Annotated in this window: 20 protein-coding genes and 1 tRNA gene; 11 read left to right on the forward strand and 10 right to left on the reverse strand. The window is 62.5% G+C overall.

The genetic code is table 11. The annotated features are described in order from the left end of the window. Nucleotides 1–64: 64 nt before the first annotated feature. Nucleotides 65–790 carry a diphthine--ammonia ligase gene (locus NKH31_RS15020; protein ID WP_254862604.1) on the forward strand — a complete coding sequence of 242 codons (726 nt, stop codon included), beginning with the start codon at nucleotides 65–67 and terminating at the stop codon, nucleotides 788–790. 58 nt (nucleotides 791–848) lie between these two features. Here the strand turns inward: NKH31_RS15020 and NKH31_RS15025 are convergent, their stop codons facing one another. Both NKH31_RS15025 and NKH31_RS15030 read right to left on the reverse strand, forming a co-directional pair. Next, nucleotides 849–1,814: a nucleotidyltransferase family protein gene (locus NKH31_RS15025; RefSeq protein WP_254862605.1), complete on the reverse strand. Its 966-nt coding sequence runs from the start codon at nucleotides 1,812–1,814 to the stop codon at nucleotides 849–851. A gap of 58 nt (nucleotides 1,815–1,872) precedes the next feature. Next, complete coding sequence (locus NKH31_RS15030) at nucleotides 1,873–5,049, reverse strand: FAD-binding and (Fe-S)-binding domain-containing protein (protein ID WP_254862606.1); 3,177 nt, start codon at nucleotides 5,047–5,049, stop codon at nucleotides 1,873–1,875. A gap of 219 nt (nucleotides 5,050–5,268) precedes the next feature. On the opposite strand from NKH31_RS15030, the gene NKH31_RS15035 reads away from it, so the two are divergent. Then, nucleotides 5,269–5,853 (forward strand): FAD-dependent oxidoreductase, encoded by a 585-nt coding sequence (locus NKH31_RS15035; RefSeq protein WP_254862607.1) that lies wholly within the window; start codon nucleotides 5,269–5,271, stop codon nucleotides 5,851–5,853. A gap of 38 nt (nucleotides 5,854–5,891) precedes the next feature. On the opposite strand, the gene NKH31_RS15040 is transcribed toward NKH31_RS15035, so the two are convergent. After that, nucleotides 5,892–6,050: a DUF7837 family putative zinc-binding protein gene (locus NKH31_RS15040; protein WP_254862608.1), complete on the reverse strand. Its 159-nt coding sequence runs from the start codon at nucleotides 6,048–6,050 to the stop codon at nucleotides 5,892–5,894. Nucleotides 6,051–6,315: 265 nt separating this feature from the next. Here NKH31_RS15040 and NKH31_RS15045 point away from each other — a divergent pair, with 265 nt between their 5' ends. After that, complete coding sequence (locus NKH31_RS15045) at nucleotides 6,316–7,761, forward strand: MATE family efflux transporter (RefSeq protein ID WP_254862609.1); 1,446 nt, start codon at nucleotides 6,316–6,318, stop codon at nucleotides 7,759–7,761. A gap of 91 nt (nucleotides 7,762–7,852) precedes the next feature. Next, nucleotides 7,853–8,626, forward strand: coding sequence for an HFX_2341 family transcriptional regulator domain-containing protein (locus NKH31_RS15050; RefSeq protein ID WP_254862610.1), 774 nt, complete (start codon nucleotides 7,853–7,855; stop codon nucleotides 8,624–8,626). A gap of 70 nt (nucleotides 8,627–8,696) precedes the next feature. Here the strand turns inward: NKH31_RS15050 and NKH31_RS15055 are convergent, their stop codons facing one another. Beyond that, nucleotides 8,697–9,284, reverse strand: coding sequence for a hypothetical protein (locus tag NKH31_RS15055; RefSeq protein WP_254862611.1), 588 nt, complete (start codon nucleotides 9,282–9,284; stop codon nucleotides 8,697–8,699). Between the two features lie 232 nt (nucleotides 9,285–9,516). Between NKH31_RS15055 and NKH31_RS15060 the strand changes: the two genes are divergently transcribed. Both NKH31_RS15060 and NKH31_RS15065 read left to right on the forward strand, forming a co-directional pair. After that, a complete protein-coding gene (locus tag NKH31_RS15060) occupies nucleotides 9,517–9,891 on the forward strand; it encodes an ArsR/SmtB family transcription factor (protein ID WP_254862612.1) in 375 nt (124 codons plus the stop codon). A gap of 115 nt (nucleotides 9,892–10,006) precedes the next feature. Further along, a complete protein-coding gene (locus NKH31_RS15065) occupies nucleotides 10,007–11,725 on the forward strand; it encodes a formate--tetrahydrofolate ligase (RefSeq protein ID WP_254862613.1) in 1,719 nt (572 codons plus the stop codon). 41 nt (nucleotides 11,726–11,766) lie between these two features. On the opposite strand, the gene NKH31_RS15070 is transcribed toward NKH31_RS15065, so the two are convergent. Further along, nucleotides 11,767–12,339: a hypothetical protein gene (locus NKH31_RS15070; protein ID WP_254862614.1), complete on the reverse strand. Its 573-nt coding sequence runs from the start codon at nucleotides 12,337–12,339 to the stop codon at nucleotides 11,767–11,769. A 214-nt stretch (nucleotides 12,340–12,553) separates the two neighbouring features. Here NKH31_RS15070 and fdhF point away from each other — a divergent pair, with 214 nt between their 5' ends. The 3 genes from fdhF (at nucleotide 12,554) to yqeC (ending at nucleotide 17,355) form a co-directional block, all read left to right on the forward strand. Then, entirely contained in the window at nucleotides 12,554–14,698 is a 2,145-nt protein-coding gene (gene fdhF, locus NKH31_RS15075; RefSeq protein ID WP_254862615.1) for a formate dehydrogenase subunit alpha, read from the forward strand. Between the two features lie 92 nt (nucleotides 14,699–14,790). Then, the gene (locus tag NKH31_RS15080; protein ID WP_254862616.1) at nucleotides 14,791–16,530 is read left to right on the forward strand and encodes an aldehyde ferredoxin oxidoreductase family protein; all 1,740 of its coding nucleotides are present in this window, start codon (nucleotides 14,791–14,793) and stop codon (nucleotides 16,528–16,530) included. 66 nt (nucleotides 16,531–16,596) lie between these two features. Next, nucleotides 16,597–17,355, forward strand: coding sequence for a selenium cofactor biosynthesis protein YqeC (gene yqeC, locus NKH31_RS15085; RefSeq protein ID WP_254862617.1), 759 nt, complete (start codon nucleotides 16,597–16,599; stop codon nucleotides 17,353–17,355). A 41-nt stretch (nucleotides 17,356–17,396) separates the two neighbouring features. Here the strand turns inward: yqeC and mobA are convergent, their stop codons facing one another. From mobA to NKH31_RS15100, 3 genes are all read right to left on the reverse strand, one after another. Further along, nucleotides 17,397–18,050, reverse strand: coding sequence for a molybdenum cofactor guanylyltransferase (gene mobA / locus NKH31_RS15090; RefSeq protein WP_254862618.1), 654 nt, complete (start codon nucleotides 18,048–18,050; stop codon nucleotides 17,397–17,399). Between the two features lie 291 nt (nucleotides 18,051–18,341). Then, nucleotides 18,342–18,415 (reverse strand) — tRNA-Ile (locus tag NKH31_RS15095). Nucleotides 18,416–18,488: 73 nt separating this feature from the next. Further along, the gene (locus NKH31_RS15100) at nucleotides 18,489–19,067 is read right to left on the reverse strand and encodes an FxsA family protein (RefSeq protein ID WP_254862619.1); all 579 of its coding nucleotides are present in this window, start codon (nucleotides 19,065–19,067) and stop codon (nucleotides 18,489–18,491) included. A gap of 136 nt (nucleotides 19,068–19,203) precedes the next feature. On the opposite strand from NKH31_RS15100, the gene NKH31_RS15105 reads away from it, so the two are divergent. Both NKH31_RS15105 and NKH31_RS15110 read left to right on the forward strand, forming a co-directional pair. Continuing rightward, entirely contained in the window at nucleotides 19,204–20,859 is a 1,656-nt protein-coding gene (locus NKH31_RS15105; RefSeq protein ID WP_254862620.1) for a DUF255 domain-containing protein, read from the forward strand. Nucleotides 20,860–20,927: 68 nt separating this feature from the next. Then, a complete protein-coding gene (locus NKH31_RS15110) occupies nucleotides 20,928–21,731 on the forward strand; it encodes a TrmB family transcriptional regulator (RefSeq protein WP_254862621.1) in 804 nt (267 codons plus the stop codon). Between the two features lie 8 nt (nucleotides 21,732–21,739). Here NKH31_RS15110 and mptA read toward each other — a convergent pair whose 3' ends face one another. Then, nucleotides 21,740–22,672 (reverse strand): GTP cyclohydrolase MptA, encoded by a 933-nt coding sequence (gene mptA, locus NKH31_RS15115; RefSeq protein ID WP_254862622.1) that lies wholly within the window; start codon nucleotides 22,670–22,672, stop codon nucleotides 21,740–21,742. Nucleotides 22,673–22,824: 152 nt separating this feature from the next. Then, nucleotides 22,825–23,220, reverse strand: a complete 396-nt coding sequence (locus NKH31_RS15120; protein ID WP_254862623.1) for a DUF7961 family protein — start codon at nucleotides 23,218–23,220, stop codon at nucleotides 22,825–22,827. Nucleotides 23,221–23,277 lie beyond the last annotated feature (57 nt).

A 23,277-nucleotide genomic window follows, 5' to 3' on the forward strand; every position in this document is an offset into this window, starting at 1 on the left:
GCCCACCGCACTCGATCGTATCGAACAACGTGATCCATATAGCCGCGGATACGAACGGACGAGTATGGCCGATCAATCTGGACACTGGATCTCGCTATTTTCCGGTGGGAAAGACTCGTCGTTTGCGTTGTACAGGGCGCTCGAACGAGGGATGCCGGTTTCACATCTCGTGACGATTCACCCACAGAGTGACTCGTACATGTATCACGTTCCGGCTACCGAGCTAGCCGAGCTCGCAGCGGAGGCGATCGGTATCGACCTCCGGTCCGTCTATCCGGACGACTTCGAACCAGAACGCGCGAAGGACTCCTCGACGCAGGGTGATATGGAGGTAGAACCCCTCGAGGCGGCGTTACGATCGCTCGACGACGAGCTGGATGGTGGAATTGACGGACTGATCGTCGGTGCGGTCGAAAGCGAGTTTCAGCGCGACCGGATTGCCGGCGTCTGTGAGCGCCTGGGATGTGATCTCTTCGCGCCGCTCTGGCGTGAATCACCCCGAACCATCGTCGATGCAATGTTCGAATCGGGATTCGAGATCTGTATCGTCGAGGTAGCCGCTGACGGGCTGGACGAGTCGTGGCTGGGACGAACGCTTGACGACGAGGCGTTCGAAGAACTGGAGTCGCTCGCTGAGTCACACGGCGTCCACCCACTCGGTGAAGGGGGCGAGTTCGAGACGATCGTCGTCGACGGCCCGCATATGGATCGTCGAATCGATCTCGCGTTCGAAACTGACTGGGAGGGAACGCGCGGAGGGATTACCATCGTAGACGCATCACTCGAGTAACCGATCTGCAGGCCGCATTCGACCGCTCATCGCGTCACGTACCTACTCATCGAACGGCCTACTCGGTCGAAATTTGGGTGTGGGCGCCGATGAGCGCTTCTGCGAGGTTGACGTCTTCGAGCAAGGTGTTTTCGTCGACGATCGACGCGCGGATCTCGGCGTTTCGGAGGGTGACGTTCGGGAAGATGACGGCGTTTTCGAGGGTCGTGTTTTCGATCATTGCGTCGGCCATCACGTGAACGTTCTCACCGATCGTCGCCCCGTCGAGGGTGGCGCTCTCGGCGACGAGCGACTCTCCGTCCAGGTACCAGCCGACCGCGTCGAGGTAGCTTTCCGGCGTGCCGATGTCGAACCAGGCGTCCTCGAACGTGAACGCGTAGGTGGGTTCCCGTCGCTGGAGCCACTGGACGAACCAGCCGGGCTCGTCGGGATTGTTGTCCCCGTCTAGATACGTCGGGAGAAGGGGAAGGGTATCTTCGGTAAAGGCGTAACAGGCGATCGAGACGAGGGTGCTCTTCGGCTGGTCCGGTTTCTCCTGGAAATCGACGACGCGATCTCCGTCGAGGTCGACGATCCCGTACTCGCTCGCGCGATCGACCGAACCAACGTCGTACGCCGCGATGACGGGAGATTCTTTCTGATCGAAGTACTCGAGAAAGTCCGAGACGTCGAATCCGAGCAGGTTGTCGCCGGCGATGACGAGCAGATCGTCGGCTATCTCCTCTCTGTCGATCAACTGTGCGAGCGCGCCGACGACGCCGAATTTCTCGCCCTCTGCGCGCGTTTCCTCGATCGATAATTCGGGCTTTTCGTACGTACTCTCTGCCAGGTGAGTCTCGAACGCCGCTTCGAACCGCTCGTTCGTGCTGACGTAGACGGTATCGATGCGGTCGTCGCGTTCCAGTTCGTCGAAAATCCGATCGATGACGGTCGTTTCACCGATCGGTAAGAACATCTTGGGCCGGTTTTTGGTGATCGGCCACAACCGGGTCGCGTACCCGCCCGCGAGGACGACAGCCTTCATACCCATCGATTCATCGGGCTGGTGTAAGTCAGTTACCCTCGATCGGGTGACTGTCCGGTCACAGCGCGTCGGCGAGCACTTCGATAGGCGTCGGCGGGAGCGTCGAATCGGACGACCCGTACTGCAACTGCGTTCGACACGACGCCCCGGGGGCGACGATCCGGTCTCCGTCGCTCGCTTCGACCTGCTCGAAGAGGATCGACGCGATCGCATCCGACATGGAGGCGTGTTCGGCTTCGTATCCGAAACTGCCGGCCATCCCGCAACACCCCGAATCGAGCGCATCGACGTCGTATCCTGCCCGGCGAAGGACCGAAACGGCGTGGTGGTCGCGCCTGGTCGCCTTCTGATGGCAGTGGCCGTGGTAGACGATCGACCTGGACGGAGGCGGGTCGAACGCGAGAGAATCGTCGAGAGCGAATATATCGAGGTACTCGCAGACGCCGTACGTCGCGTAAGCGACGACATCGGTCGATCTCCCCGGGTAGAGATCGAGATAATCTGATTGCACCATCACCGCGTCCGACGGCTCGACGAAGACGACGTCCCACCCGTTCTCGACGTACGGGATCAAGGTATCGACCGCCTCTTCGGCGCGCTCTCTTGCTATGTCGAGAAAGCCCTTCGAGTACGCGGGTCGGCCGACGTCGCCGAGAGAGGTCGGAACACCGACGGTGACGTCCGCGGCTTCGAGGACGCGAACGGCCGCTTCGCCCACCGACGGCTTCGCGTAATTCGTGTACGTATCGGCTATCACGAGCGCCTTGCGTCCGTCCGTTGTCGAACGAGCGTTGGAGGTCGGTTCGCCGCGATTTCCGACCCCGTCGGCGTGTCGTTCGAACCAGTCGACGAACGTTTCGCGGTGGAACGTCGGTAACGGGCGACTCGCGTCGATTCCGACGGCTCGTTCGAGCAGCCACCGGCCGCCGGGAACGCGCTGGGCCGCGTTCGATAGCGGTGCGAGCAGACTTCCCCACGCAGAGAGGGTGTGGACGTTCGCGAACAGTCGATCGCGCAGCGTCGCTCCGTTTCGTTCGTTGTACTCGTGGGTGAGTTCGACCTTGAGCTTGGCCATGTCGACCTCGCTCGGGCAATCGACGGCACAGCCCTTACAGCCGATACAGAGGTCCAGGACCTCCGTCTTGAACTCGTCGTCGAACGCCACCCCCGGCGGGAGTTCTCCGCTCATCGCTCGCCGGAGCGCGTTCGCCCGCCCGCGGGTGCTGGTGATCTCCTCGTCGCTCGCCCGGTAGGTCGGACACATCACGCCGCCGGTCGTGGACTGATCGCCTCGACAGCCGCCACAGCCGTGACACAGCTCGACCATCCCGGCCAGCCCGTTGTCGTTGTCCCAGGCTAACGTCGGCTCGAATCCGGCGTCGAACTCGTAGGACGGATCGAATCGGAGGTTCTCGTCGAGCGAGACCGATTTCGTCCGTTCGTCCAGTTCTCCGGTTTCGTCGCGAAGCGACGCATCCATGCGTCGGTCCGCTGTCGAGTCGGAGGCGGCCGCATCGAATCCGCAGACCTGTCCGGGGTTGAGCACCCACTTCGGGTCGAACGCGGTTTTCAACCGACGAAACGTCCGCCAGATACGATCTCCGTAGAGCTTTCGGTTCCACTGCGTTCGGGCACGGCCGTCGCCGTGCTCACCCGAGATGGATCCGCCGAGGTCGACGACGAGGTCGGTGACGTCGGCGGCGATACCGCGCAATTGATCGATTCCGACGTCCGTCTTCGTGTTCACGAGCGGACGGACGTGTAATACGCCGGGGCCGGCGTGCGCGTAGAACGACGCGTACGTCCCGTGTTCCTCGAGAATCTCCTCGAACGATTCGACGAACTCCGGGAGTCGGGCCGGCGGGACGGCCGTATCCTCGATAAAGGAGATGTGTTTCGCGTCGGTCGTCCGAGACAGAAGAATCGGCAACCCGGCCTTTCGTAGCTTCCAGAGTTTCGCTCGTTCGGATCGCTCGTACGCTTCGAGCGCGTCGATGGCTCGAACCTCGTGATCGACCGTTCGGGCCGACCGCGTCTCGTGGCCGTCTGCACGGGCGGGCTCGATCGATGGACATCGATCGGCGAGTAACTCGCCGACGCGTTCGCGTCCCTCGTCGGCCGACTCGGCGTAGAACTCGACGAGTAGCGTGGCGTTGGTTCCGTCGGGAAGCGCCTCCGTAACCGGGCCGAACGTGGTCGTTCCCCTGGCCAGATCGATAAGGACGTCGTCTAACACTTCGACGGCGGACGGCTCGTGTTCGAGAATCGGCGAGACGTCTGCCATCGCGTCGTGCAGATCGGGATAGCAAAGCATCGCGACGGCTTTCGTCTCCGGAACCGGTTCGAGCGAGACGGTCGCTTCGGTCACGATCGCGAGCGTCCCTTCGCTCCCGGCGAGTAGTCGTGCCAGATTAACCGTGTCGCCGTCTCCGGTCGATTCACCTCCTGGTAGGTCCGTCCCGCGGGCTTCCGCGACGAGACGATCGAGGTTGTACCCGGAGACGTTCCGCTTGAGATCGGGATAGGCGGCTTCGATCTCGTCGCTCTCTTCGGCTACGATTCGGGCGACCTCGGCGTAGACGCGTTCGGGGATGTCACCGTCCGAATCGCCGCGATCTGTGAGTTCCGTGAGCGACATCTCGCCGAACCGAGTAACCGTTCCGTCAGCGAGCACCACCTCACACGACTCGATGTACGCGTCGGTTTTGCCGTATTCGAGCGAGTGGGCTCCAGTAGAGTTGTTTCCGATCGCGCCGCCGATCGCGCTCTTATCGCCCCAAGCGGGATCCGGGCCGAACGTTAGCCCGTGTCTGGAAAGTCGCTCGTCGAGCGAGCCGAGGACCACGCCCGGCTGAACGGTGGCCGTCCGGGCCTGCGGATCTACGGCGCGTATCTCGTCCATGTAACGGGTAAAATCCAGCACCACGGCTCGATTTACGGTTTGGCCCGCGAGGCTCGTCCCGCCACCCCGCGGCAAGACGGGGATCTCCGCGTCGTAGCAGTAGGAGACGACGGCGGCGACGTCCTCGGTCGATCGCGGGAAGACGACGCCGATCGGCGTCACCTCGTAGGCGCTCGCGTCGGTGGCGTACAGCGATCGGGAGTACCGATCCATGCGAACCTCTCCCTCGATACGGGTGCGCAACTCCGCCGCTACCGTGGGGTGAACTACGTCGTTGCTCGCGTAGTCGTAGTTCGCTCGTGGATCGGCGGTTGGCCCGCGTTCGCCTGCCATATACGCTGTTTCGACCGTGGACCCACTTAACGGTCCGGTCGGATCCGCCCGCGGTCATTTTATCCGCGACGTGTTGGGGCGAGTCCCTCGGTGACGTCGCCACTATCTCGCGCATTCGTCCGTCTGCCGTGCTGGAGTCGGGCTCGCGCCGTCGATCTACGAACGTAACGCCAATGCTCTGTGCTGACGTTTATCAGTGTGGACGATATACGCTCACCTATGTCAGACGTATCAATCGTTGGCGGCGGTCCGGCTGGACTGTCCTGTGCACTGTTTACGGCCAAGAACGGGCTCGAGACGACGCTCTACGATGCGGACGAGACGTGGATGCACAAGGCACACCTCTTTAATTTCCCGGGCATCGGCTCGGCCGACGGCTCGACGCTCCTCGAAGTTATGCGCGATCAGGTCGACTGGGTCGGGGTCGAGCGCAACCAGGGCGAACGCGTCGAATCGATATCGACCGGCGACGATGGCTTCTCGGTCCAGACGGACGGCGGATCCGACGAGTCTACGTACGTCGTCCTCGCGACGGGTGCCAACCGTGATCTCGCCGAATCCATCGGGTGTGCGTTCGACGATGGGGTCGTCGACGTCGACGTGACGATGGAGACCTCGATCGATGATCTGTACGCGACGGGGGCGATGGTGCGAGCCGAGGAGTGGCAGGCCGTCATCTCGGCGGGCGACGGTGCCGCGGCGGCGCTCAATATCCTCTCGAAAGAACGCGGCGATCATTACCACGATTTCGACACGCCTGCTGACGCAGATCGCGTATACAGCTCACTCGTGGACGAGGGTTGAGTCGGTGGCCGGTGGACCGGGTGTTCGTCTCTCGGATTTCAGGATTCCGGTGTGACCACGTCGGTACAGTTCGGACACTCGGCGTAGCAAGCGCTCATCCCATCGTTCTCGTACTCGATGAGGACTCTGGACGTTGGTATCGGCGTGTGACACTCCGGACAGCTTCCGGTGACGGGGTGGGTGAGTGACAGTTCCATCGTGTCTGCTACCGACTCCACATCAGTGGGGTAAAAGTTCGACCAAACCATGGTGAAAGTGAAACTGGAGAGAGCGTCGAACCTGTTCGATTCATCGTGTTCATAGCTCGTTCACTGGGGCCGTATCGACGCCTTCGTTCGGCCGCCCTGAGATCTTCGGTGTCGGTTGCTACCTGTTCACGTGTTGGCGCTCCCGTGAGTCGGACGGCATTGCCGGTGGGTGAACTATCTTTGTTCGGTGTTCGAAAGGATCCTATCGTTCTCCGTGACACGGTTCCCGAACCCCGTCCGGCTCACGATACTGGCCGTCGGACTCGCGCTCGCTCGCCTTGGTCTCTTAGACCGCGAGCGCGCCGTTCAGACGACGGCGCTCGCCTGGCCACGCGTCGTGACCGGCATCGCGCGGATGTCAAAGAGCGCCGTCGACGTCGCGATGGTCGGTGTGGCCGTCGGTACGTCCGCCGTTGCCGGTGTCGGATTCGCCGGTCCGTTCTGGGGGCTGGCGTTCGCCATCGGTGGTGGCGTCGCCGGCGGAACGATCGCGCTAGTTTCCCAGCGTTACGGTGCCAAGGCGTACGACGAACTCGGACTCGCAGTCCGAGCCAGCACGCTCCTCGTGGTCGTCATAAGCCTCCCCGTCGTGGTCGTCTTCTGGGTGTTTCCCGCAGAACTCGTCTCGCTGCTCAGCAGCAACGAACGGGCGGTTGCCTACGGGGCCACCTACCTCCAGTACGTCGGCCTCGGCGTCCCCTTCGCGGGGTTGAACCTCGTTGGGAGTCGCGTCCTCGTCGGCTCCGACGACGCCTACACGGCGATGCAGGTGCGTGCGGCCGGTGCGCTCGCGAACATCGGCCTCAACGCGGTGTTTATCTTCGGTCTCGACTGGGGTGTTGCCGGTGCAGCGCTCGGAACGGTCCTCGCGAACGTCGCCGTAACCGCCGCGTTCGCCATCGGACTCGCCCGCGGACGATTCCCGGGTATCGGTGCGTTTCCCGTCCAGATCGATCCCGTCGGCTCGTACGTCGATCCCGCGACGATTCACGATCTGGTCGTCATCGGGACGCCCGTCGGCGCGAGAAATCTCGTCTGGACCACCGCCGAGTTCCCGATGTTAGGAATCCTCGACATCTTCGGCGAGAACACCGTGGCGGCGTTCGTCATCGCCCGACGCATCTGGGGTATCATGAACACGCCCGGCTGGGGCTTCGGTCTCGCCTCGTCGAGTCTCGTCGGACAGGCGCTCGGGAAGAACGACGAGCGAACGGCGGAGGCGTACGGACGCGAGATTATCCGGTTTTCGGTCGCCACCTACCTCGTTTCGGCCGTTCTCATCGCGATATTCGCAGAACACATCGTGGTCCTCTTCGCCGAAGACCCGACCAGCCCGGAGATTCCGATCGCGACCGATCTGGTCTACGCCGCGTGCGTCGCCGTCCTGTTCCAGGGCGTCGCTGGCGCCGCCGCCGGTCCGCTCGATGCGAGCGGTGACACACGCGTTCCCTTCTTCAGTCAGTTTCTCGGGATGTTCTGCGTCGCGATCCCGCTCGCTTACCTCGGTGCGACGACGCCGCTCGGATACTGGGGTCTGTATCTCGCATTCGTCGCCGAAACGAGCGTCCCGGCGGCGATCAACTACTGGCGATTTCGGACGAACCGGTGGAAGGCGATCAGCGAGACGTACCGTCCAGACGTTGCCGTGGCCGACGATTGAGCGGTACGTCTCGTTTTGCCTCGACTCGAACGGACTCGGTGGCGTGGCCGACAGTCAGAGTAATTAACCCGTTCGGCGACAACGACCGAGTATGGACGTCGAACAGCGAGTTCACATCGTCCCGGTCGGATTCGAGTACGATCGCGTGTTCGATCCGATCGAACGCCAGCGTGCGGACGTCGCGTACCTGCTCGTCTCCGAAGACGACGGAGCCGTTCCGTCGTACTTCGACGACCTGCGATCGGCCGTCGAGTCGGTAGTTCGCGACGTTTCAGTCATCGAAACCGATTTCACGGATGTCTACGCCGTTCTCGGCGACGTCACCACGCTGGCGGCGTCTCACGAGGGTGACAACGTCTACGTCAACGTCTCCGGTGCCGGGACGATTCCGGCCATCGGCGCGACTATCGCGTGTATGGACGTCTCGACCGACGCGACGGCGTATCACGTCGAACCGGAGACCACCGCCTACGACGGTATCGATCGGCCGATTACGTCTGGCGTTTCGGAGACGACCGAGATACCGATCTATCCGATCGATTCGCCTTCCCGTGATCAGATCGCGATCATGGACTTTCTCGCCGATCCGGCGGCTCACGACGACCGGTTCGAAACGACGCACCCGAAGAAGAAGGACGTGATCGCCTACGCACGCGATACCGAGCTCTCGTTTCTCTCCGATCGGTCACCCTCGACCGAGAAGGGAGCGTTCAGGTTGCTCGATACGCACGTCGTGAAACCCCTCGAAATCGACGGTTACGTCACCGTCGAGCAGGTTGGCCGCCGCCGGCTGGTTCACCTGACCGACCGCGGTGTGAACGCGCTCAGAGCGTTCAGGCACAAACTCGAGTACGGAGATTCGTAGGGGAGACGTTCCCTACGCGTGCAGGTTGGAGTCGGTCGTCGCGTTCGGCACGGACGGGATGACGAAGCACTTACCGTTCGGTGCGCTCGTCGATTTCCGCTCCCGCTCGCACCTGAACGTATAGATCGGTCCCGAGGCGGGCGAGTTCCAGGTCCTCGCTCAACCGATGGCGGTGGGTTCTCAGTGCGTCCGAATCGATCGAGTCGAGCGGTGTTTCACACGCGGCGACGATCGACGGATCGGCCACCTCGAACGCCGGTCCGCGGAGCCGAGGACCGTTCGATAGCCCTCGCTCCTTCGCGCTCAGGAGTTCGGTGATGGCGAGGATGGTCTGGCGCAGTCGTCGTCGCTCGTCCGCCGGAGCGGGCAGCGAGACCGAGCGCTGGATCGTATCAACGGCGTGCGTGACGGCCGCCGGATCGATCGAGAGCAACTCGCACGAATCGGTCACCGAAAGTTCGGGGCCCTCTGAGCGCCGACTGGCAACGTAGAGCGCTGCGAGCGCCCGCTCCGTGGGATCGAACGTCTCCTCGACCGTTTCGGACGAACACCGGAGCACACCGCTGGCGATTTCCGTCAACCCCTCTCTTTCGACGTCGGATGCGACGTTTTCGACCGGCGATCCTGCGCGTCGAAGGGACGGTTCGCGTTGGACCATATGTACTCCCTTCCGTGGAACTGTCGTATCGATTTCCGAGATAGTATCGATACTAATGTTACTATTGGCACTACTGTCCCGAACGACGGTATACCGATCGGCAGTAGCTGTCGGATGCTGAACGTTACACGTGTCCTTCGGGGTGATCGTAAAACTCGACGTACAGGGGTGGATTCCCAGCGCGTGGGATTAACGGACCATCACTAACCCCATCCGTCACGCAGATACGAGTATGTCCACGGCATCCACCGGCGCACATCCGTGCAATCTGATGGCCCAGGATGGGACCGACGGCTGTGATCCTCCGCTCATCGTCGAGGTCCTCTCCGATCCGGACGCCAGAGCGATGTACGCCGCACTCGAAGAGCCGAAGTCGGCGAGCGATCTCGTCGAAGAGCGTGGATTATCGACGAGCGGCGTCTATCGAAAACTCGAAATACTGAACGAGGCGGGGTTGATCAGGCCCGTCCCGTCGAGGGGATCGGCTGCGACCCGCTACGTCAGAGCGATGGATTGCGTCTCGATCACCTACGACGAACCGATCCGAATCGAGTGTCTGAAACACGGACTGGCGCTGCACTGTGACGTTCCGATCCAGGACCGATAGCGCCGGTCGAGTTCGACGGTGCACCGACGCGCTACCGACTGCACCCGACGTATCGAACGATTCGCGTATCCGACGCCAACGTTGATGGTGTCACCGCAGAAATACTCCCGAAACCATGCCCACAGACGACGCCTCCGACCCGAGCGTACCGACCGATTACGAGATCGCTCGATCGACCGACATCGAACACATCGCGAACGTCGTAGAACCGTACGGACTCTCCCGCGAGGACCTGGCGCTCTACGGCGATCACGTTGCGAAACTTCCGTTCGAGACCATCGATCGGATCCGTACCGAACACGACGATGACGGCAAACTGATACTCGTCACCGGGATGACTCCGACGCCGATGGGCGAGGGAAAAACGGTGACGACGGTTGGGCTCGGACAGGCGTTAAACCGGATCGGAACGGACGCCCTGGTCGCCATCCGCGAGCCGTCACTCGGACCGGTCTTCGGGGTGAAAGGCGGTGCCGCAGGTGGCGGCTACTCGCAGGTGTTGCCGATGGAGGATATCAACCTCCACTTTACCGGAGATCTCCACGCGCTCACCGCCGCGCACAACCTCGTCGCGACGATGCTCGATAACCACATCAAACAGGGAAACGCCCTGGATATCGACGTCAATCAAATCGAGTGGCCCCGGGCGATCGACATGAACGACCGCGTCCTGCGCGAGACCGTCGTCGGACTCGGCGGATCGGTCACGGGCGTCCCGCGCGAAGACGGGTTCGTCCTGACCGCGGCGTCGGAACTGATGGCCGTTCTCTGTCTCGCAGACGGTATCGACGACCTCAAAGCTCGCGTGAGTCGGATGATCGTCGCGTACGATGGCGACGGAAGGCCCGTTACCGCCGACGACATCGACGCGACGGGCGCCGTCTGCGTCCTGCTGAAGGACGCGCTGATGCCGAACCTGGTTCAGACGATCGAGGGCACCCCGGCGCTCGTCCACGGCGGGCCGTTCGCGAACATCGCCCACGGGACGAACTCGTTGTTGGCGGACGAAGTCGCGAGACACATCGGCGACTACGTCGTCACGGAGGCGGGATTCGGGTCCGATCTCGGCGCGGAGAAGTTCATGAACATCGTCTGTCGGTTCGCGGATATGGAACCCGATGCGATCACGCTCGTCGCCTCCGTCAGGGCGCTCAAGTACCACGGACAAAACATGTGGCCGGCGGACCTCGACGCGCTCGAAGCCGAGGACGTCGACGCCGTCCGCGACGGTCTCTCGAACCTCGACGCACACGTCAGAAACCTAACACAGTACGGCGTCCCGGTCGTCGTGGCGATCAACCGCTTCCCGGGCGATACCGACGCGGAGATCGCCGCCGTCCGCGACCACTGTGAGACCGAACTCGGTGTCGACGTCGCCGAATCGCGAGTGTTCGAATCGGGCGGTGCGGGTGGCGTCGAACTCGCCGAGAAGCTGGTCACCGCGGCCGAAACCGACTCGACGTTCCGTCCGCTCTACGACCTCGACGTGCCGATCGCCGAGAAGATCGAGACGGTCGCGACCGAGATGTACGGTGCCGACGGCGTCGAATTTCACAGCAGCGCCGAGTCCGACCTGGAGCGACTCACCGACCTCGGTTTCGACGACGTGCCGATCTGCATGTCGAAGACGTTTCACTCCTTGAGCGACGATCCGAGCCTGAAAGGTGTCCCCGAAGATTGGACGCTCGAAGTGCGAGACATCTATCCGTCCGCCGGGGCCGGATTTCTGGTCGTCCTCACGGCCGACGTTCTCACGCTTCCGGGTCTCCCCGGCGAACCAGCCGCCGCCGGAATGGACGTCGACACTGACGGCAACGTGAGCGGCCTGTTCTAGCGTTGTGAACGCCCGCGCGAACTGGAAACTACAATTTGAAATTACCCGTTGAAAGAGTCGCGATGCCAGGCTACCCAGATAGCGGTGTACACCGTCTGGAGATCGAAGTCTCCCCTCGCTCTCAGGGCGATACATCGATCGAGGTACTGCCGGTACGTCGCGACGCTCGGCGCGTCGGGATACCGTTCGTCGAGTTCACCGTGCTCGTAGAGGACGGTCCACTCCGCACAACTCATCACGAGGTGAGCGGACGGATCGAGAAACTGGGCGAACGCGCTCGCGATCGAGACGTCCACTCCGGACAGGTCGGTTAGCGCCTCGATTGTCGGTTCCACTTCGGATTCATCGACCGCGGTCGATACGGCCGCGTGGACGGCTTCGTACTCGTTGTTCCCGAACGACTCTTCGCCCGCGCGGCGCCCTTCGTCGGGGTGCGCGCCGAGAAAGCGCCTGTAGTACCACTGGACGATCCACTCGACGTCGCGCCATCCATAGTCGCCGCTCGCGAGGGTCCGGGGAAGTACGTCCAGGTGTTCTCGCTCGATGTCGGCGAGCGGCTGACGCTGCTCGTATTCGCTCGCCAGCGTCTCTATTCGCTCTCCGGTTAGCTCCATACGGTTCGGTGGCCTGCGATCGGCGTGAACGTTTTCCTTCCACTGAGGTTCCCTTCAGCTGTTCATCCAGTAGGTGTATCGAGGGTGTTTACCGGATCCCAGACAGCGAGCCGTCGACAAATTCGAGTTGCTGGGTATGAGAGAAAGTTTCATACCCGCTCGGACGGCACCTCTAGGTTGACCGATCGGCCGGCCAGGCGTTCGAGGAGATACTATGGCAACTCAGGACACAGACCCGGTGAAGACGATCTGCCCGTACTGCGGCGTCGGCTGCGGGATCAAGGTACAGTCAGGCGAGGAGCCCGGCGACATGCGATTCGTCCCGTGGGGCGATGCGCCGGTGAACGAGGGTCGCATCTGTATCAAAGGCGGAGCGGCGACGGAGGTCGTAGATCACGAGGACCGATTAACCGACCCGCTCGTCAGGGAAGACGGCGAGTTTCGCGAAGCGTCCTGGGAAGAGGCCTACGAACGCATCGTCGCCGAGATGGGTCGTATCCGGGACGAGTACGGACCCGACGCGATGGGCTTTTTCGGTTCCTCGAAGGTGATGAACGAGGAGAACTACCTCCTCCAGAAGCTCGCGCGTCGGTACGGAACCAACAACGTAGACAACTGCACGCGGATGTGTCACGCCTCGACGGTCTGGGCCCTCCGGACGAGTCTCGGCGCCGGGGCGATGACCAACAGCATGGCCGACCTGCGCGAAGCGGCCGACGTCCTCTGGATTCAGGGGGCCAACCCGGGCGAACAGCACCCGATCGCGAACAGTCAGTACTTCCGACAGGCTGTGCTCGACGGGGCGACGGTGATCCAGGTCGACCCGCACGCGAACAAGACGACGCGCTCGTTCAAGATCGACGAGACCGACCGTCACCAGCACCTCCAGCTGGAACCGGGCACCGATATCCCGCTGTTGAACGTCGTCATCAAGACGATCCTCGACCACCACGAGTCTCATCCCGAAGACGGCTGGATCGACGAGGAGTTCGTCGAGGAAAGAACCGAAGGGTTCGACCACCTCGTCGAGACCCTCGCCGACTTCGACGCCGAAGCCGCGGCCGAAACCTGCGGCGTCCCGCTCGAGGAGATCGAGCGAGCCGCGGCGGCGTACGCGTCGGCCGACAACGCGGCCATCTTCACCGGGATGGGCATGAGCCAGCACGCCTGCGGGGTCGACAACGTCCAGAACGAGATCAATCTCGCGCTCATCACCGGGAACCTCGGCCGACCTGGCACGGGCGTCAATCCACTGCGCGGGCAGAACAACGTCCAGGGTACCTGTGACGTCGGAGCGATGCCGAACGTCCTGCCGGGCTATCAGCTCGTCGACGACGACGAGGCACGTGCGTCGGTCGAGGACGTCTGGGGATTCGACGTCCCTGCAGAGCCGGGATTGACGAACGTCGAGATCTCGGACGCGATCGGTTCGTCGATCCACGGCCTCTACGTCATGGGGGAGAATCCGGTGATGAGCGAACCGGACGCAAACCGCGCGATCGAGCGAATCGAGAACGATCTCGAGTTCATGGTCGTCCAGGACATCTTCATGACCGAGACGGCGGAGTACGCCGACGTGGTACTCCCGGCGACGAGCTGGGCCGAACGGGGCGGGACGGTCACCAACACCGACCGGCGCGTCCAGTTGATGCGACCGGTAGCGAACGTCCACGAGAACACCAGACACGATCTCGACATCGTCTGTGAGGTGGGCCGTCGACTGTTCGACGACGGCGACGAACACTTCGACTTCGACGAGCCGGAAGCGGTGTTCGAAGAGCTACGTCGGGTCTGTCCGAGTTACCACGGTATGACGTACGAGGCGCTCGGAGAGGAGGGTATCCAGTGGCCCTGTTACGAGGAGGGTGACGAGGGCGATCAGTACCTCTACGAGGAGACGTTCGACACGGAGAACGGACTCGGTCGGATCGTCGGCGTCACCCATCAACCGCCGAAGGAGACGCCCGACGAGGAGTATCCGCTCATCCTCACGACCGCCAGACTCGAAGAGCACTACAACACGGGGACGATGAGTCGTCGATCCCCGACGCTCTCGCGCCAGCACCCTGAGAACTTCGTCGACATTCATCCGAACGACGCCGCGAAATACGGTGTCGAAGACGGCGACGAGGTTACGATCCGATCGCGACGCGGGGAGATCACCGTCCGCGCCCAGGTTACCGAGGATATCAAAGAGGGTGTCATCTGGACGACCCCGCACTTTGCTGCCGCCTCGGCGAACCGGTTGACGAACAACGTTCTCGACGAGCGAGCGAAAATACCGGAGTACAAGGCCGCCGCCGCGGAGATCGAAGTCGGCGTCGAACCCGCTACTGGCACCTCTCCGGCTGACGACTGAGGGTAACCCAGGGGGTTGTACGAACGCAGGGCCGTTGTGCGGTGAGTTCGTGCGAGGACAACGTTTTACCGTCGCTGTGAATTCGGTTAGGTATGGCACCGCGTGCCCCCGATCGGATCGTGCGTGTCGACCTCACCGACGAGCGGGTCGAGTCGGAGCCGGTTCCCGAGCGCTGGCGGCGATTGTACGTCGGTGGGAAGGGTCTCGGGGCGCGCTATCTCTTCGACGAACTCGAGCCGGGCGTCGATCCGCTCGGTGCGAAGAACGTTTTGGGGTTCGTGCTCGGACCGCTCAGCGGGTACCTTCCCGGCGACGGTCGCTACGCGGCGATCACGAAGTCTCCGCTCACCGGAACCTTTCTCGACTCCTACGCAGGTGGTGAGTTTCCCGCCGCGCTGGCCGGATCGCTCGGCGATCACATCGGTATACTCGTAACCGGACGTGCCAGTCGACCGGTTCGGCTGGACGTAGCGAATGGATCCGTCTCCATCGAACCGGCCGAATCGTGGGGCGAGGATACGGTCGAGACCGACCGTCGCCACCCGGACGCGAGTGTGGCGTGTATCGGCCCGGCCGGCGAGCACGAGGTCTCGTTCGCGACGATCGCCTCCGACGAGGCGACGCACCACGCCGGACGCGGTGGTGCCGGTGCTGTCATGGGGTCGAAACGGTTGAAGGCCGTCGTCGCTCGAGACGACCCGCCGACACCCGACTCGGTGCTGGCTCGGTTGCGGGCGCGAGCGACGGATCGGTATCGCGAGAGCGAAACCGGGATCTGGCAATCCACCTCGGAGACCGTAGAGACCGTCGACTTCGCGAACGAGGCGGGCGTCCTCTCGTCTTACGGGTGGCGCGAGCGCGGGTTCGACGACACCGAGAGCGTGGGAATCGAGGCGGCGCGCGACGTCGCCACCGGACGGGAACGTGACGGACCGATCCCCGGTGGGTTTCGCGTCGACACTGACGAAGGCGAGACGGTTCCGCGAGGCGCAACGGCCATGACCCTCGGCGCCGGTCTCGGTATCGACGACTTCGAGGAGATTTCCCGGCTCGGACACCGGTGCAACCGCCTTGGCGTCGATCTGATCGAGGCCGGAAACGCTATCGCGTGGGCGATTCGAGCGGCCGACGACGGCTTCCTTGACCGCGACCTCTCGTTCGGATCGCCGTCCGACGCCCGCGACCTGCTCTTCGAAATCGGGAATCGATCGTCACCGCTGGGAGAGGCGCTGGCGGCGGGTATCGACGTCGCAGCCGAGCGCTACGGTGGCGATCAGTTCATTCCGTCCGTTAAACGACAATCCCTGCCCGCGTACGATCCGCGCGCCACGTCGAGTATGGCGCTCGCCTACGCCACGAGCGATCGCGGCGGCTGTCACCGGCGGGCCCGACCGATCGAACGAGCGGTGTTCGAAGCTGACTGGGACGCAACACGGACGGTCGACGCGATCGTTCGGGCCCAGAACGAGCGGTCGCTTCGCTGGAGCCTCGTCGCCGACGACTTCGTCGGCGAATCGATCGACGCCGCCGAGTGGCTCGACGCCGTCGGTGTCCCGTATCACGACCTCGACTCGACTGGCGAGCGCATCTGGAATCTCGTCCGATTGTTCAACGTCCGGGAAGGATTCGACCGTCGCGACGACGCCTTTCCCTCGGAGCTCGTCGATGGAACGGTCGATCAGGATGCGTTCGAGTCGCTGCTCGATACGTACTACGTCCAGCGGGGCTGGGACCGCTCCGGTTGCCCTACCGAACAGACGCTCTCTGCCCTCGATCTTGATTCCTTCGTCGACGATTCGTTGGGTGCTAAAGACTCGACCGTCGATGAGTGATGCCGGTTGGAGCCGGCTGGGCGATCGATGGGGAATCGACATAACGAGTGCGATCGAATCCCGACTATGGAACTCGAACGCGCTCTCGAAGCCGATGCGGGACTCATCTGCGTCGTCGGCGCCGGGGGAAAGAAAACGACGCTCTACACGCTCGCGAATCGGCTCGATCGGGCCGTTCTCACCGCGACGGTTCGGATCCCAATCTTCGACGGGATCGTCGAATCGGTCGTCGTCGGTGACGATCCGCTCTCGGTGACGGCCTCTCACTCGGACGCGTGGCCGATCGGCCTCGTTCCCGGACGCGAGGGTGACCGATACCTCGGCTTTGCACCCGATATCGTCTCCGAAATCGCCGCCACGCACGATGGACCGGTACTCGTCAAAGCGGACGGTGCTCGCACTCGCGAGTTCAAGGCACCGAGTGAACGGGAACCGCAGATTCCATCGACCGCCGACGTCGTCCTTCCGATCGCCAGCGTCGACGCCGTCGGGCGGGCGCTCTCTGCAGAGACAGTTCACCGGCCCGAACGTATCGCAGAACTCACCGGTCTCGACCGTGGGCAGCCGATCACGTCGGAGACGATCGCGACGGTGCTCACCCATCCGGCTGGCGGGCTGAAATCGGTGCCGGCTGGTGCGACGGTCATCCCGGTATTGAACAAGGTCGACGACGAGTCGGACGCAGCGATCGGACGTGAGATCGCTCGTCGGATCGACGACCGTCTCGATTTGGCCGATTCGAAGCCGCGCGGCGTCTCCGTTCCGCGGATCGTTCTCGCCAGCATGATCGAACCGACGGTCGTAGACGTCCTCGAACGAAGTTAACCGATCTCTTCGGGACGAATGTTCGAGCGTTCCGAGAACGTTCAGCGCTCACCGTCCCGTCGGATACGTTCGACTGCCTCGTCTAGCTCCTCGCGGGTATTGACGTTCGCGAACGTGGCCGGATCGTCGATTTCGTCCGATTCGATCACCGCGTACTCCAGCGTCTCTACTGCGTCGAGTATCCGCCCGTCCCCGGTTTCGAGCGCCCGTTCGCAGGCCGCGCGCATCGGTTCCACTCGGTACACCGCCTGAGTCGTTTGAAACCAGCCATCGGATAGTCTGGCGATCGCGCCGTCGCATCCCCGGGCCCGCTCGAAGGCGTACGCCAAAAATGTGGGATCGACGAACGGCATGTCGCACGCGACTACCGCGGCATATTCGGCGTCCGTCGCGGAAAGCCCCGTAGCGATTCCACCCATCGGACCCCGATCTGGCGTCTCGTCGATAGCGATCTCGACGGGACTTGGATGGCCGCCCATCACCGACTCGAGTCCCTCTCGTTGGTCGGTTCGCCCGTTGACGACGAGTTCACCGACGACGGGCGCGAGACGGTCGGCAACCCGTCGTACCATCGCCACCCCGTCGACGTTCGCGAAGGCCTTATCGCCATCGCCAAAGCGCGTAGAGCGTCCACCGGCGAGGATCACGCCCGCTCGGTTCGACTGGGCCGAGCCGCTCGCCTCCGATTCGCTCATACGTCGCCTACGGTGCTCATCGAAAAAAGCGTTCGTCGATCGAGGCGGTGTTTCCGTTCACATCTGCGGTGACACGGACAATCCGAGAGTGGGAATCGCAACTCTCGAAATCCGCGTTCGATCCGATACTCGCCGCTCGCGAGTTTGCTCGCGGCATGAATATGGGCCAACTCGGACTTGAACCGAAGGAAGACGTTCCGGGTCGCTTCGCTCCCGGGCTGCGACTTCCAGGGCTCAAATCTGAGTCGGATTCCGGACTTGCCGCTCGCGAGTTTGCTCGCGGCAAGAATATGGGCCAACTCGGATTTGAACCGAGAGCCTCCACCTTATCAGAGTGGCGCTCAACCTGATTGAGCTATTGGCCCGCTGCATCAGTTGGTAGCCGGGTGGGATGTTTAAACGTTTCTTTCCGTTCGCGTCGAACAGTGGGAGACGGCGTCAGGGTCGGTCCGGTTCGTCGTCCCCGTCGGAATCGATTCGGTACGATCCGTCGGACCCGGTGGTCACGTCCTCCGGATCCACGCTGTAGGATTCGTCGCCGAGCGTAACGGTCGAACCGTCCGAGTCCCAGCCGTCGTACTGTCCACCGCCATCGGGAAATCCGCCCGTCCAGACGGCGCCGGTCGCGAAGCCGTCGGTCTTTGTGTCGACGTACGGGACGACGACGCGGCGTTTCAACAGCATCCTGATCGGAATTCGCGTAAGCGGGATGACGATGAGAAATCCGATCGCGTCGGTCACCAGGCCGGGCGTGAGTAAGAACGCACCAGCCGCGATGAGCAGCGCTCCGTCTAACAATTCGTTCGTCGGAGGTTCACCGGCCGCGAGCGACCGCTGGATCTTTCTCATCGTCCGTCTCCCCTCGGCCCTGACGAGTAACAACCCGATGAATCCGGTGAGAACGACGAGTGCGATCATCTCGACGAACCCGATCACGTCCACGTAGACGATGACTCCGCCGAGCAGTACGGCATCGAGAAACGGAATCGCGAGTAATGCGAGGATCCACCGGAGCATTGACCGTCAGTAGATTCCCCACGGTGAAAACCCTTTAGTTCGCACGGATCTCCGTCTCCGCTGGGTTTCAGTTCGGTCTGAACGTTGGTTTCCGTCGAACGATGGACTTACCCGGGCTACAGTCATCGACACTCCCATGGAACACGACACGCGGGTCGAGTGGCGCGCCTGGGGATCGGCGGCCTTCGACGAGGCGACCGAGTTCGGAACGCCGTTGTTGTGTTCGATCGTCACCAGCTGGTGTGGCCCCTGTGCGGAGATGGACGAAACGACCTATCGCGACCCGCCCATCGCCGCGATCGTAAACGACGCGTTCGTCCCCGTTCGGGTGGACGCCGAACGGAGACCTCGCGTTCGGGACCGGTACAACGCTGGCGGCTTTCCGTCGACGGTTGTGCTCGCTCCGGACGGGTCGATACTCGACGCAGCGACCTATCTCGAACCAGACGAGATGCGGGACTTTCTCGATCGGGCACTGGCCCGTCACGAAGAGTGGTCCGAGAATCCCGACGTCACGGAATCGCCCGAACCGGACACCCCGCCGTCGGGCGAACTCGACTCCTTGATCGTCTCTCGACTCTACGGCGTTCTCGATGCGACCTACGACGATGTACACGGCGGATGGGGTGATAGCCCGAAGTTTCCCGTACCGAGCGCAATCGAATTCTGTCTCGGACGCGACACGTCGATGGCGTGCGAGTCACTCGACGCGATCGCTGATTCGCTGTTCGACGATCTGAACGGCGGATTCTATCGATTCGCCCACGAACGCGACTGGACGGATCTCCAGCGCGAGAAACGGCTCGAAGACACCGCGGCGCTCGTTCGGGCGTTCGCTAACGCGTACCTTCACACCGGTTCGGAGAGATATCGACAGACGGCTGCTCGGTCCATCGAGTACCTCTGTACGACGCTCTGGGTCGAGTCGAACGAGGGCGCTGACCGACCCACGGGCGGGTTTGCCTCGAGTCAACTGGCCAGGGATGGTGAGATCGGTCCGTCGAACGGCGTCGCTCCCGATGGCTACCCGGTGGACGAAACCGTGTACGCGGGAGCGAACGCGCTCGCGATCGATGCCCTGTTGACGTTCGCCGCGTACACGGACGACCGGCGGGCAAAACGGTGCGCACGTACCGCCCTCGAATCGCTTCGCTCGGAGATGATGCCGGGCGGGGTCGTCGATCACGTGCTGTTCGAGTCCGATTCGCCTCGGTGTCTCCTCTTCGACCAGGCTCGCACGCTACGCGCGCTACTCACCGCACACAGCGTACTCGGCACGGAGTCGCTAGAGGATGCACGGTCCGTCGCCGACGTGACGATCGATCGGTTACGAGACGGAGCGTCGTTCGTCGACGGCCCGACCGAACACGTTGACAAACGTTCCAGACCGCTGCGCCCGATCGAAGGAAACGCCGAACTCGCGAATGCGCTCTTCGAATTATCGGTCCTCACCGACGATGATCGGTATCGGACCGTCGGCCGATCAGCGCTCGAAGCGTTCGCTGGTATCACTGATGGAATCGGTGTGAACGTCGCCACGTACGCCGACACCGTCGGACGGTATATCGATGACCCACTCGTCGTCCGCGTTGGATCCGACGCCTGGTCCGATCTCCACCGGGCGTCACTGCGACTTGCGGATCACCGAAAAATCGTCGTTCCAAACGACGATTCGGTCCCCCGGGGAACGGCCCGCGTCGAACGCGGTACCGTTCACTCAGAGCGTGCGGACAGTCCGGCCGAGTTGGCCGCACGCGTCAGGGAGGTGGCCACCGATGAGTCGGAACGATAGTGGCCTCAAACTACAAACGAGCTCAAACTACCGAATTGTTTAATAGTGCGTGTCCGCTGAATTCGGGTATGGCGAATCTCAGGGACCTCGGGCTGTCTGAGTATGAAGCCCGGGCATACAGAACGCTCCTTCAGATGGGTCCCACAACGGCTAAGGAGTTGTCGCGCGCGAGCGACGTCCCGATGGGACGCGTCTACGACGTGTTAAACAGTATCGAACAGTACAATCTCGTCCGCACGCAGACGGCGAGTCGTCCGAAGAAGTACGTCGCCGTAGAGCCATCGACGGCGCTAGATCGACTGCTCGAAGACAAAAAACAGGAGCTCGACGAGAAGGCGGCCCAGTACGAGTCGATCGTCGAGGATCTCTCTTCCGAACTGGTCGCGAACGAACCCGTCGAAGAGCAGTTCTGGACCGCGGCGATCGGTCCCGAAGACACGTTCGACTTGCTGTTAGAGCGTCTCACCGCGGCAGACGATTCGATCGTCATGGTCGCCGCCGATCCGTCACCACAGATCGACGTCAGGACCGTCGGTGACGAGGTACTCGATTATCTGGAGGTTGCCCTCGACCGTGGCGTAACCGTCGACGTCCTGATGAGCCGTACGCTGGTCGATTCGCTCTCGCCGAGCGTCGGTCGTCGATACCGCCAGACCTTACAGTCAAAAGATGGATTCGACGTCCGTACCTCGGAGAACGTCTCCGGCTCGTTCAACGTTATCGACGGGTCGGAAGTTTGCATTCAGGTGCCGAATCCGCTCTCGACGGGTGAGATATTCGGTATGATCGATCTCAAAGACACGGAATTTGCGACGGAGGTCTACGACGAATTTCACCCACAATGGAGCGACGCAACGCCCCTCGAACTCTGAGTTATTCGTCAGTACTCTTCGCGCACTTCTCTGCGAAGCGTTCCGACGTCGACGACGCGTTCGGCGTGTGCGTTGTGCTGGTGAATCGATTCGTCGTTCGACTGGGCCATCGTGACGACGGCGTCGTCCGGGAGGTGGTGAAACTCATCGACGACACCTTCGGCCATCGCCCTGACGCAGTCTTCGACGAACTTCGCATCCGCGTGTGACGCGTAGGTCATGTGGTCCTCGTCGGGTCGCTTCGCGAGGTTGTAAATTCGAGCGCTCATCGCATCTCGGGCGATGTCGATCACGTCGTCTAGCTCGACCTGTGGGTCTCCGTCTGCTTCGATCGTTAGCGTCGCGTGCCCGCGCTGGGAGTGGCCGGGTTGGGGAACTTCGTCTAAAAACGCGGTGATCGTCCCGTCGTCGACGCCGAGGTCTTCGAGGGTTCGGCGCGCTCGGGCGGTCGACATTCCCTGCGAACACGGGCAGACGGTCATCCCGTCGACCCGTGCACCGATCTCCTCGCGCGTTCCCTCGTCGGTCGCCGTCGCGGAGGCGATGATGTCGACGGTGTGCTGGGTCTCACGGTCGCTCTCTGGGGTCCGTTCGCGCTGCATGAACTTGGCGTTCATCGAAACCTCTGCCCGTGTGGTGTACTCGTGTTTTTCGAGCAGTCGCGACGCCGCGTCCCCGCAGACTTCCTCGGGTCTGTAGGCTTCTTCCCTGGTCGCGTCCTCGAGAATCTCGTCGATCACCTCCATGTTCCTACTCATGTCGGCGCCCTTTCGCCAGGCTGGGAGATCCACGAACACGTCGAATTCGGCCGTGAGAATAATCGGTCGGTCGCCGTTTCTCGCGATTTTGACGAGTTTATCGACTCCAGTGACGCCCACCTGACTTAATCCGACGGTTACGTCGGGTGCGTCGGCCTGGACGTCCGGTAAGTGCTGGCTCATTGAGTAAATCCTGGGCGAGCGCGCGATTAGGCCTTTCGAAACGAGCAACGATTCGCCGGGTAAATAGTTGGGTATTGGACCAAACCGAGTTTTGCTCACTACTGCCAGCTACCGGCCACAACTGGCCACGATATACCGGACGATCTCCGGCGCTAGAGTTCTATTGGTCCGTGCACGTCGAACTGGAGTCCCTCACGTTGGGCCCGCTCGGCGCAGGCGGCCAGCGCCGGTCGAACCAGTTGCTCGTCAGCAACGGCCTTACACTCGACCGTGACGGTCCCGGCACCGAGAAACGAGGCCGCCCGGACGTAGCCGCGAACGCGATCTGCGGTCTCCTGGACCCGAAGCGGACACTCGTCGTCGAACGTCGACTCGATGGTCAGCCGAGCGGGAACGAGTCCTTCGTCGGCGAGCTCTCGTTTCAGATCGAGGAGGTACGATGGAGCGGTTGATTCGAGCGATTCAGCGGCGAGGTTGATCGGGGTTACGTCTTCGGGTCGACAGCCGTCGATCGCGCTCGAGAGGTCGGTCGATGCGGTCGTGCTCATACCTCGGGATACATGATCTGCATACTAATAACTTTGCAAATGCTTTGTAGTTATACC

Origin of the sequence: Halovivax gelatinilyticus, from assembly GCF_024300625.1 — an archaeon.
Classification (GTDB): domain Archaea; phylum Halobacteriota; class Halobacteria; order Halobacteriales; family Natrialbaceae; genus Halovivax; species Halovivax gelatinilyticus.

Excerpts from the sequence above, each read along its gene's own strand:
- NKH31_RS15035 (WP_254862607.1), top strand. The coding sequence starts at position 5,269 with ATGTCAGACGTATCAATCGTTGGCGGCGGTCCGGCTGGACTGTCCTGT.
- NKH31_RS15020 (WP_254862604.1), top strand. The coding sequence starts at position 65 with ATGGCCGATCAATCTGGACACTGGATCTCGCTATTTTCCGGTGGGAAA.
- mptA (WP_254862622.1), bottom strand. The coding sequence starts at position 22,672 with ATGAGCCAGCACTTACCGGACGTCCAGGCCGACGCACCCGACGTAACC.
- NKH31_RS15050 (WP_254862610.1), top strand. The coding sequence starts at position 7,853 with ATGGACGTCGAACAGCGAGTTCACATCGTCCCGGTCGGATTCGAGTAC.
- NKH31_RS15060 (WP_254862612.1), top strand. The coding sequence starts at position 9,517 with ATGTCCACGGCATCCACCGGCGCACATCCGTGCAATCTGATGGCCCAG.
- NKH31_RS15025 (WP_254862605.1), bottom strand. The coding sequence starts at position 1,814 with ATGAAGGCTGTCGTCCTCGCGGGCGGGTACGCGACCCGGTTGTGGCCG.
- NKH31_RS15110 (WP_254862621.1), top strand. The coding sequence starts at position 20,928 with ATGGCGAATCTCAGGGACCTCGGGCTGTCTGAGTATGAAGCCCGGGCA.
- NKH31_RS15070 (WP_254862614.1), bottom strand. The coding sequence starts at position 12,339 with ATGGAGCTAACCGGAGAGCGAATAGAGACGCTGGCGAGCGAATACGAG.
- NKH31_RS15040 (WP_254862608.1), bottom strand. The coding sequence starts at position 6,050 with ATGGAACTGTCACTCACCCACCCCGTCACCGGAAGCTGTCCGGAGTGT.
- NKH31_RS15105 (WP_254862620.1), top strand. The coding sequence starts at position 19,204 with ATGGAACACGACACGCGGGTCGAGTGGCGCGCCTGGGGATCGGCGGCC.
- fdhF (WP_254862615.1), top strand. The coding sequence starts at position 12,554 with ATGGCAACTCAGGACACAGACCCGGTGAAGACGATCTGCCCGTACTGC.
- NKH31_RS15080 (WP_254862616.1), top strand. The coding sequence starts at position 14,791 with ATGGCACCGCGTGCCCCCGATCGGATCGTGCGTGTCGACCTCACCGAC.
- NKH31_RS15100 (WP_254862619.1), bottom strand. The coding sequence starts at position 19,067 with ATGCTCCGGTGGATCCTCGCATTACTCGCGATTCCGTTTCTCGATGCC.
- NKH31_RS15055 (WP_254862611.1), bottom strand. The coding sequence starts at position 9,284 with ATGGTCCAACGCGAACCGTCCCTTCGACGCGCAGGATCGCCGGTCGAA.
- mobA (WP_254862618.1), bottom strand. The coding sequence starts at position 18,050 with ATGAGCGAATCGGAGGCGAGCGGCTCGGCCCAGTCGAACCGAGCGGGC.
- NKH31_RS15030 (WP_254862606.1), bottom strand. The coding sequence starts at position 5,049 with ATGGCAGGCGAACGCGGGCCAACCGCCGATCCACGAGCGAACTACGAC.
- yqeC (WP_254862617.1), top strand. The coding sequence starts at position 16,597 with ATGGAACTCGAACGCGCTCTCGAAGCCGATGCGGGACTCATCTGCGTC.
- NKH31_RS15065 (WP_254862613.1), top strand. The coding sequence starts at position 10,007 with ATGCCCACAGACGACGCCTCCGACCCGAGCGTACCGACCGATTACGAG.
- NKH31_RS15120 (WP_254862623.1), bottom strand. The coding sequence starts at position 23,220 with ATGAGCACGACCGCATCGACCGACCTCTCGAGCGCGATCGACGGCTGT.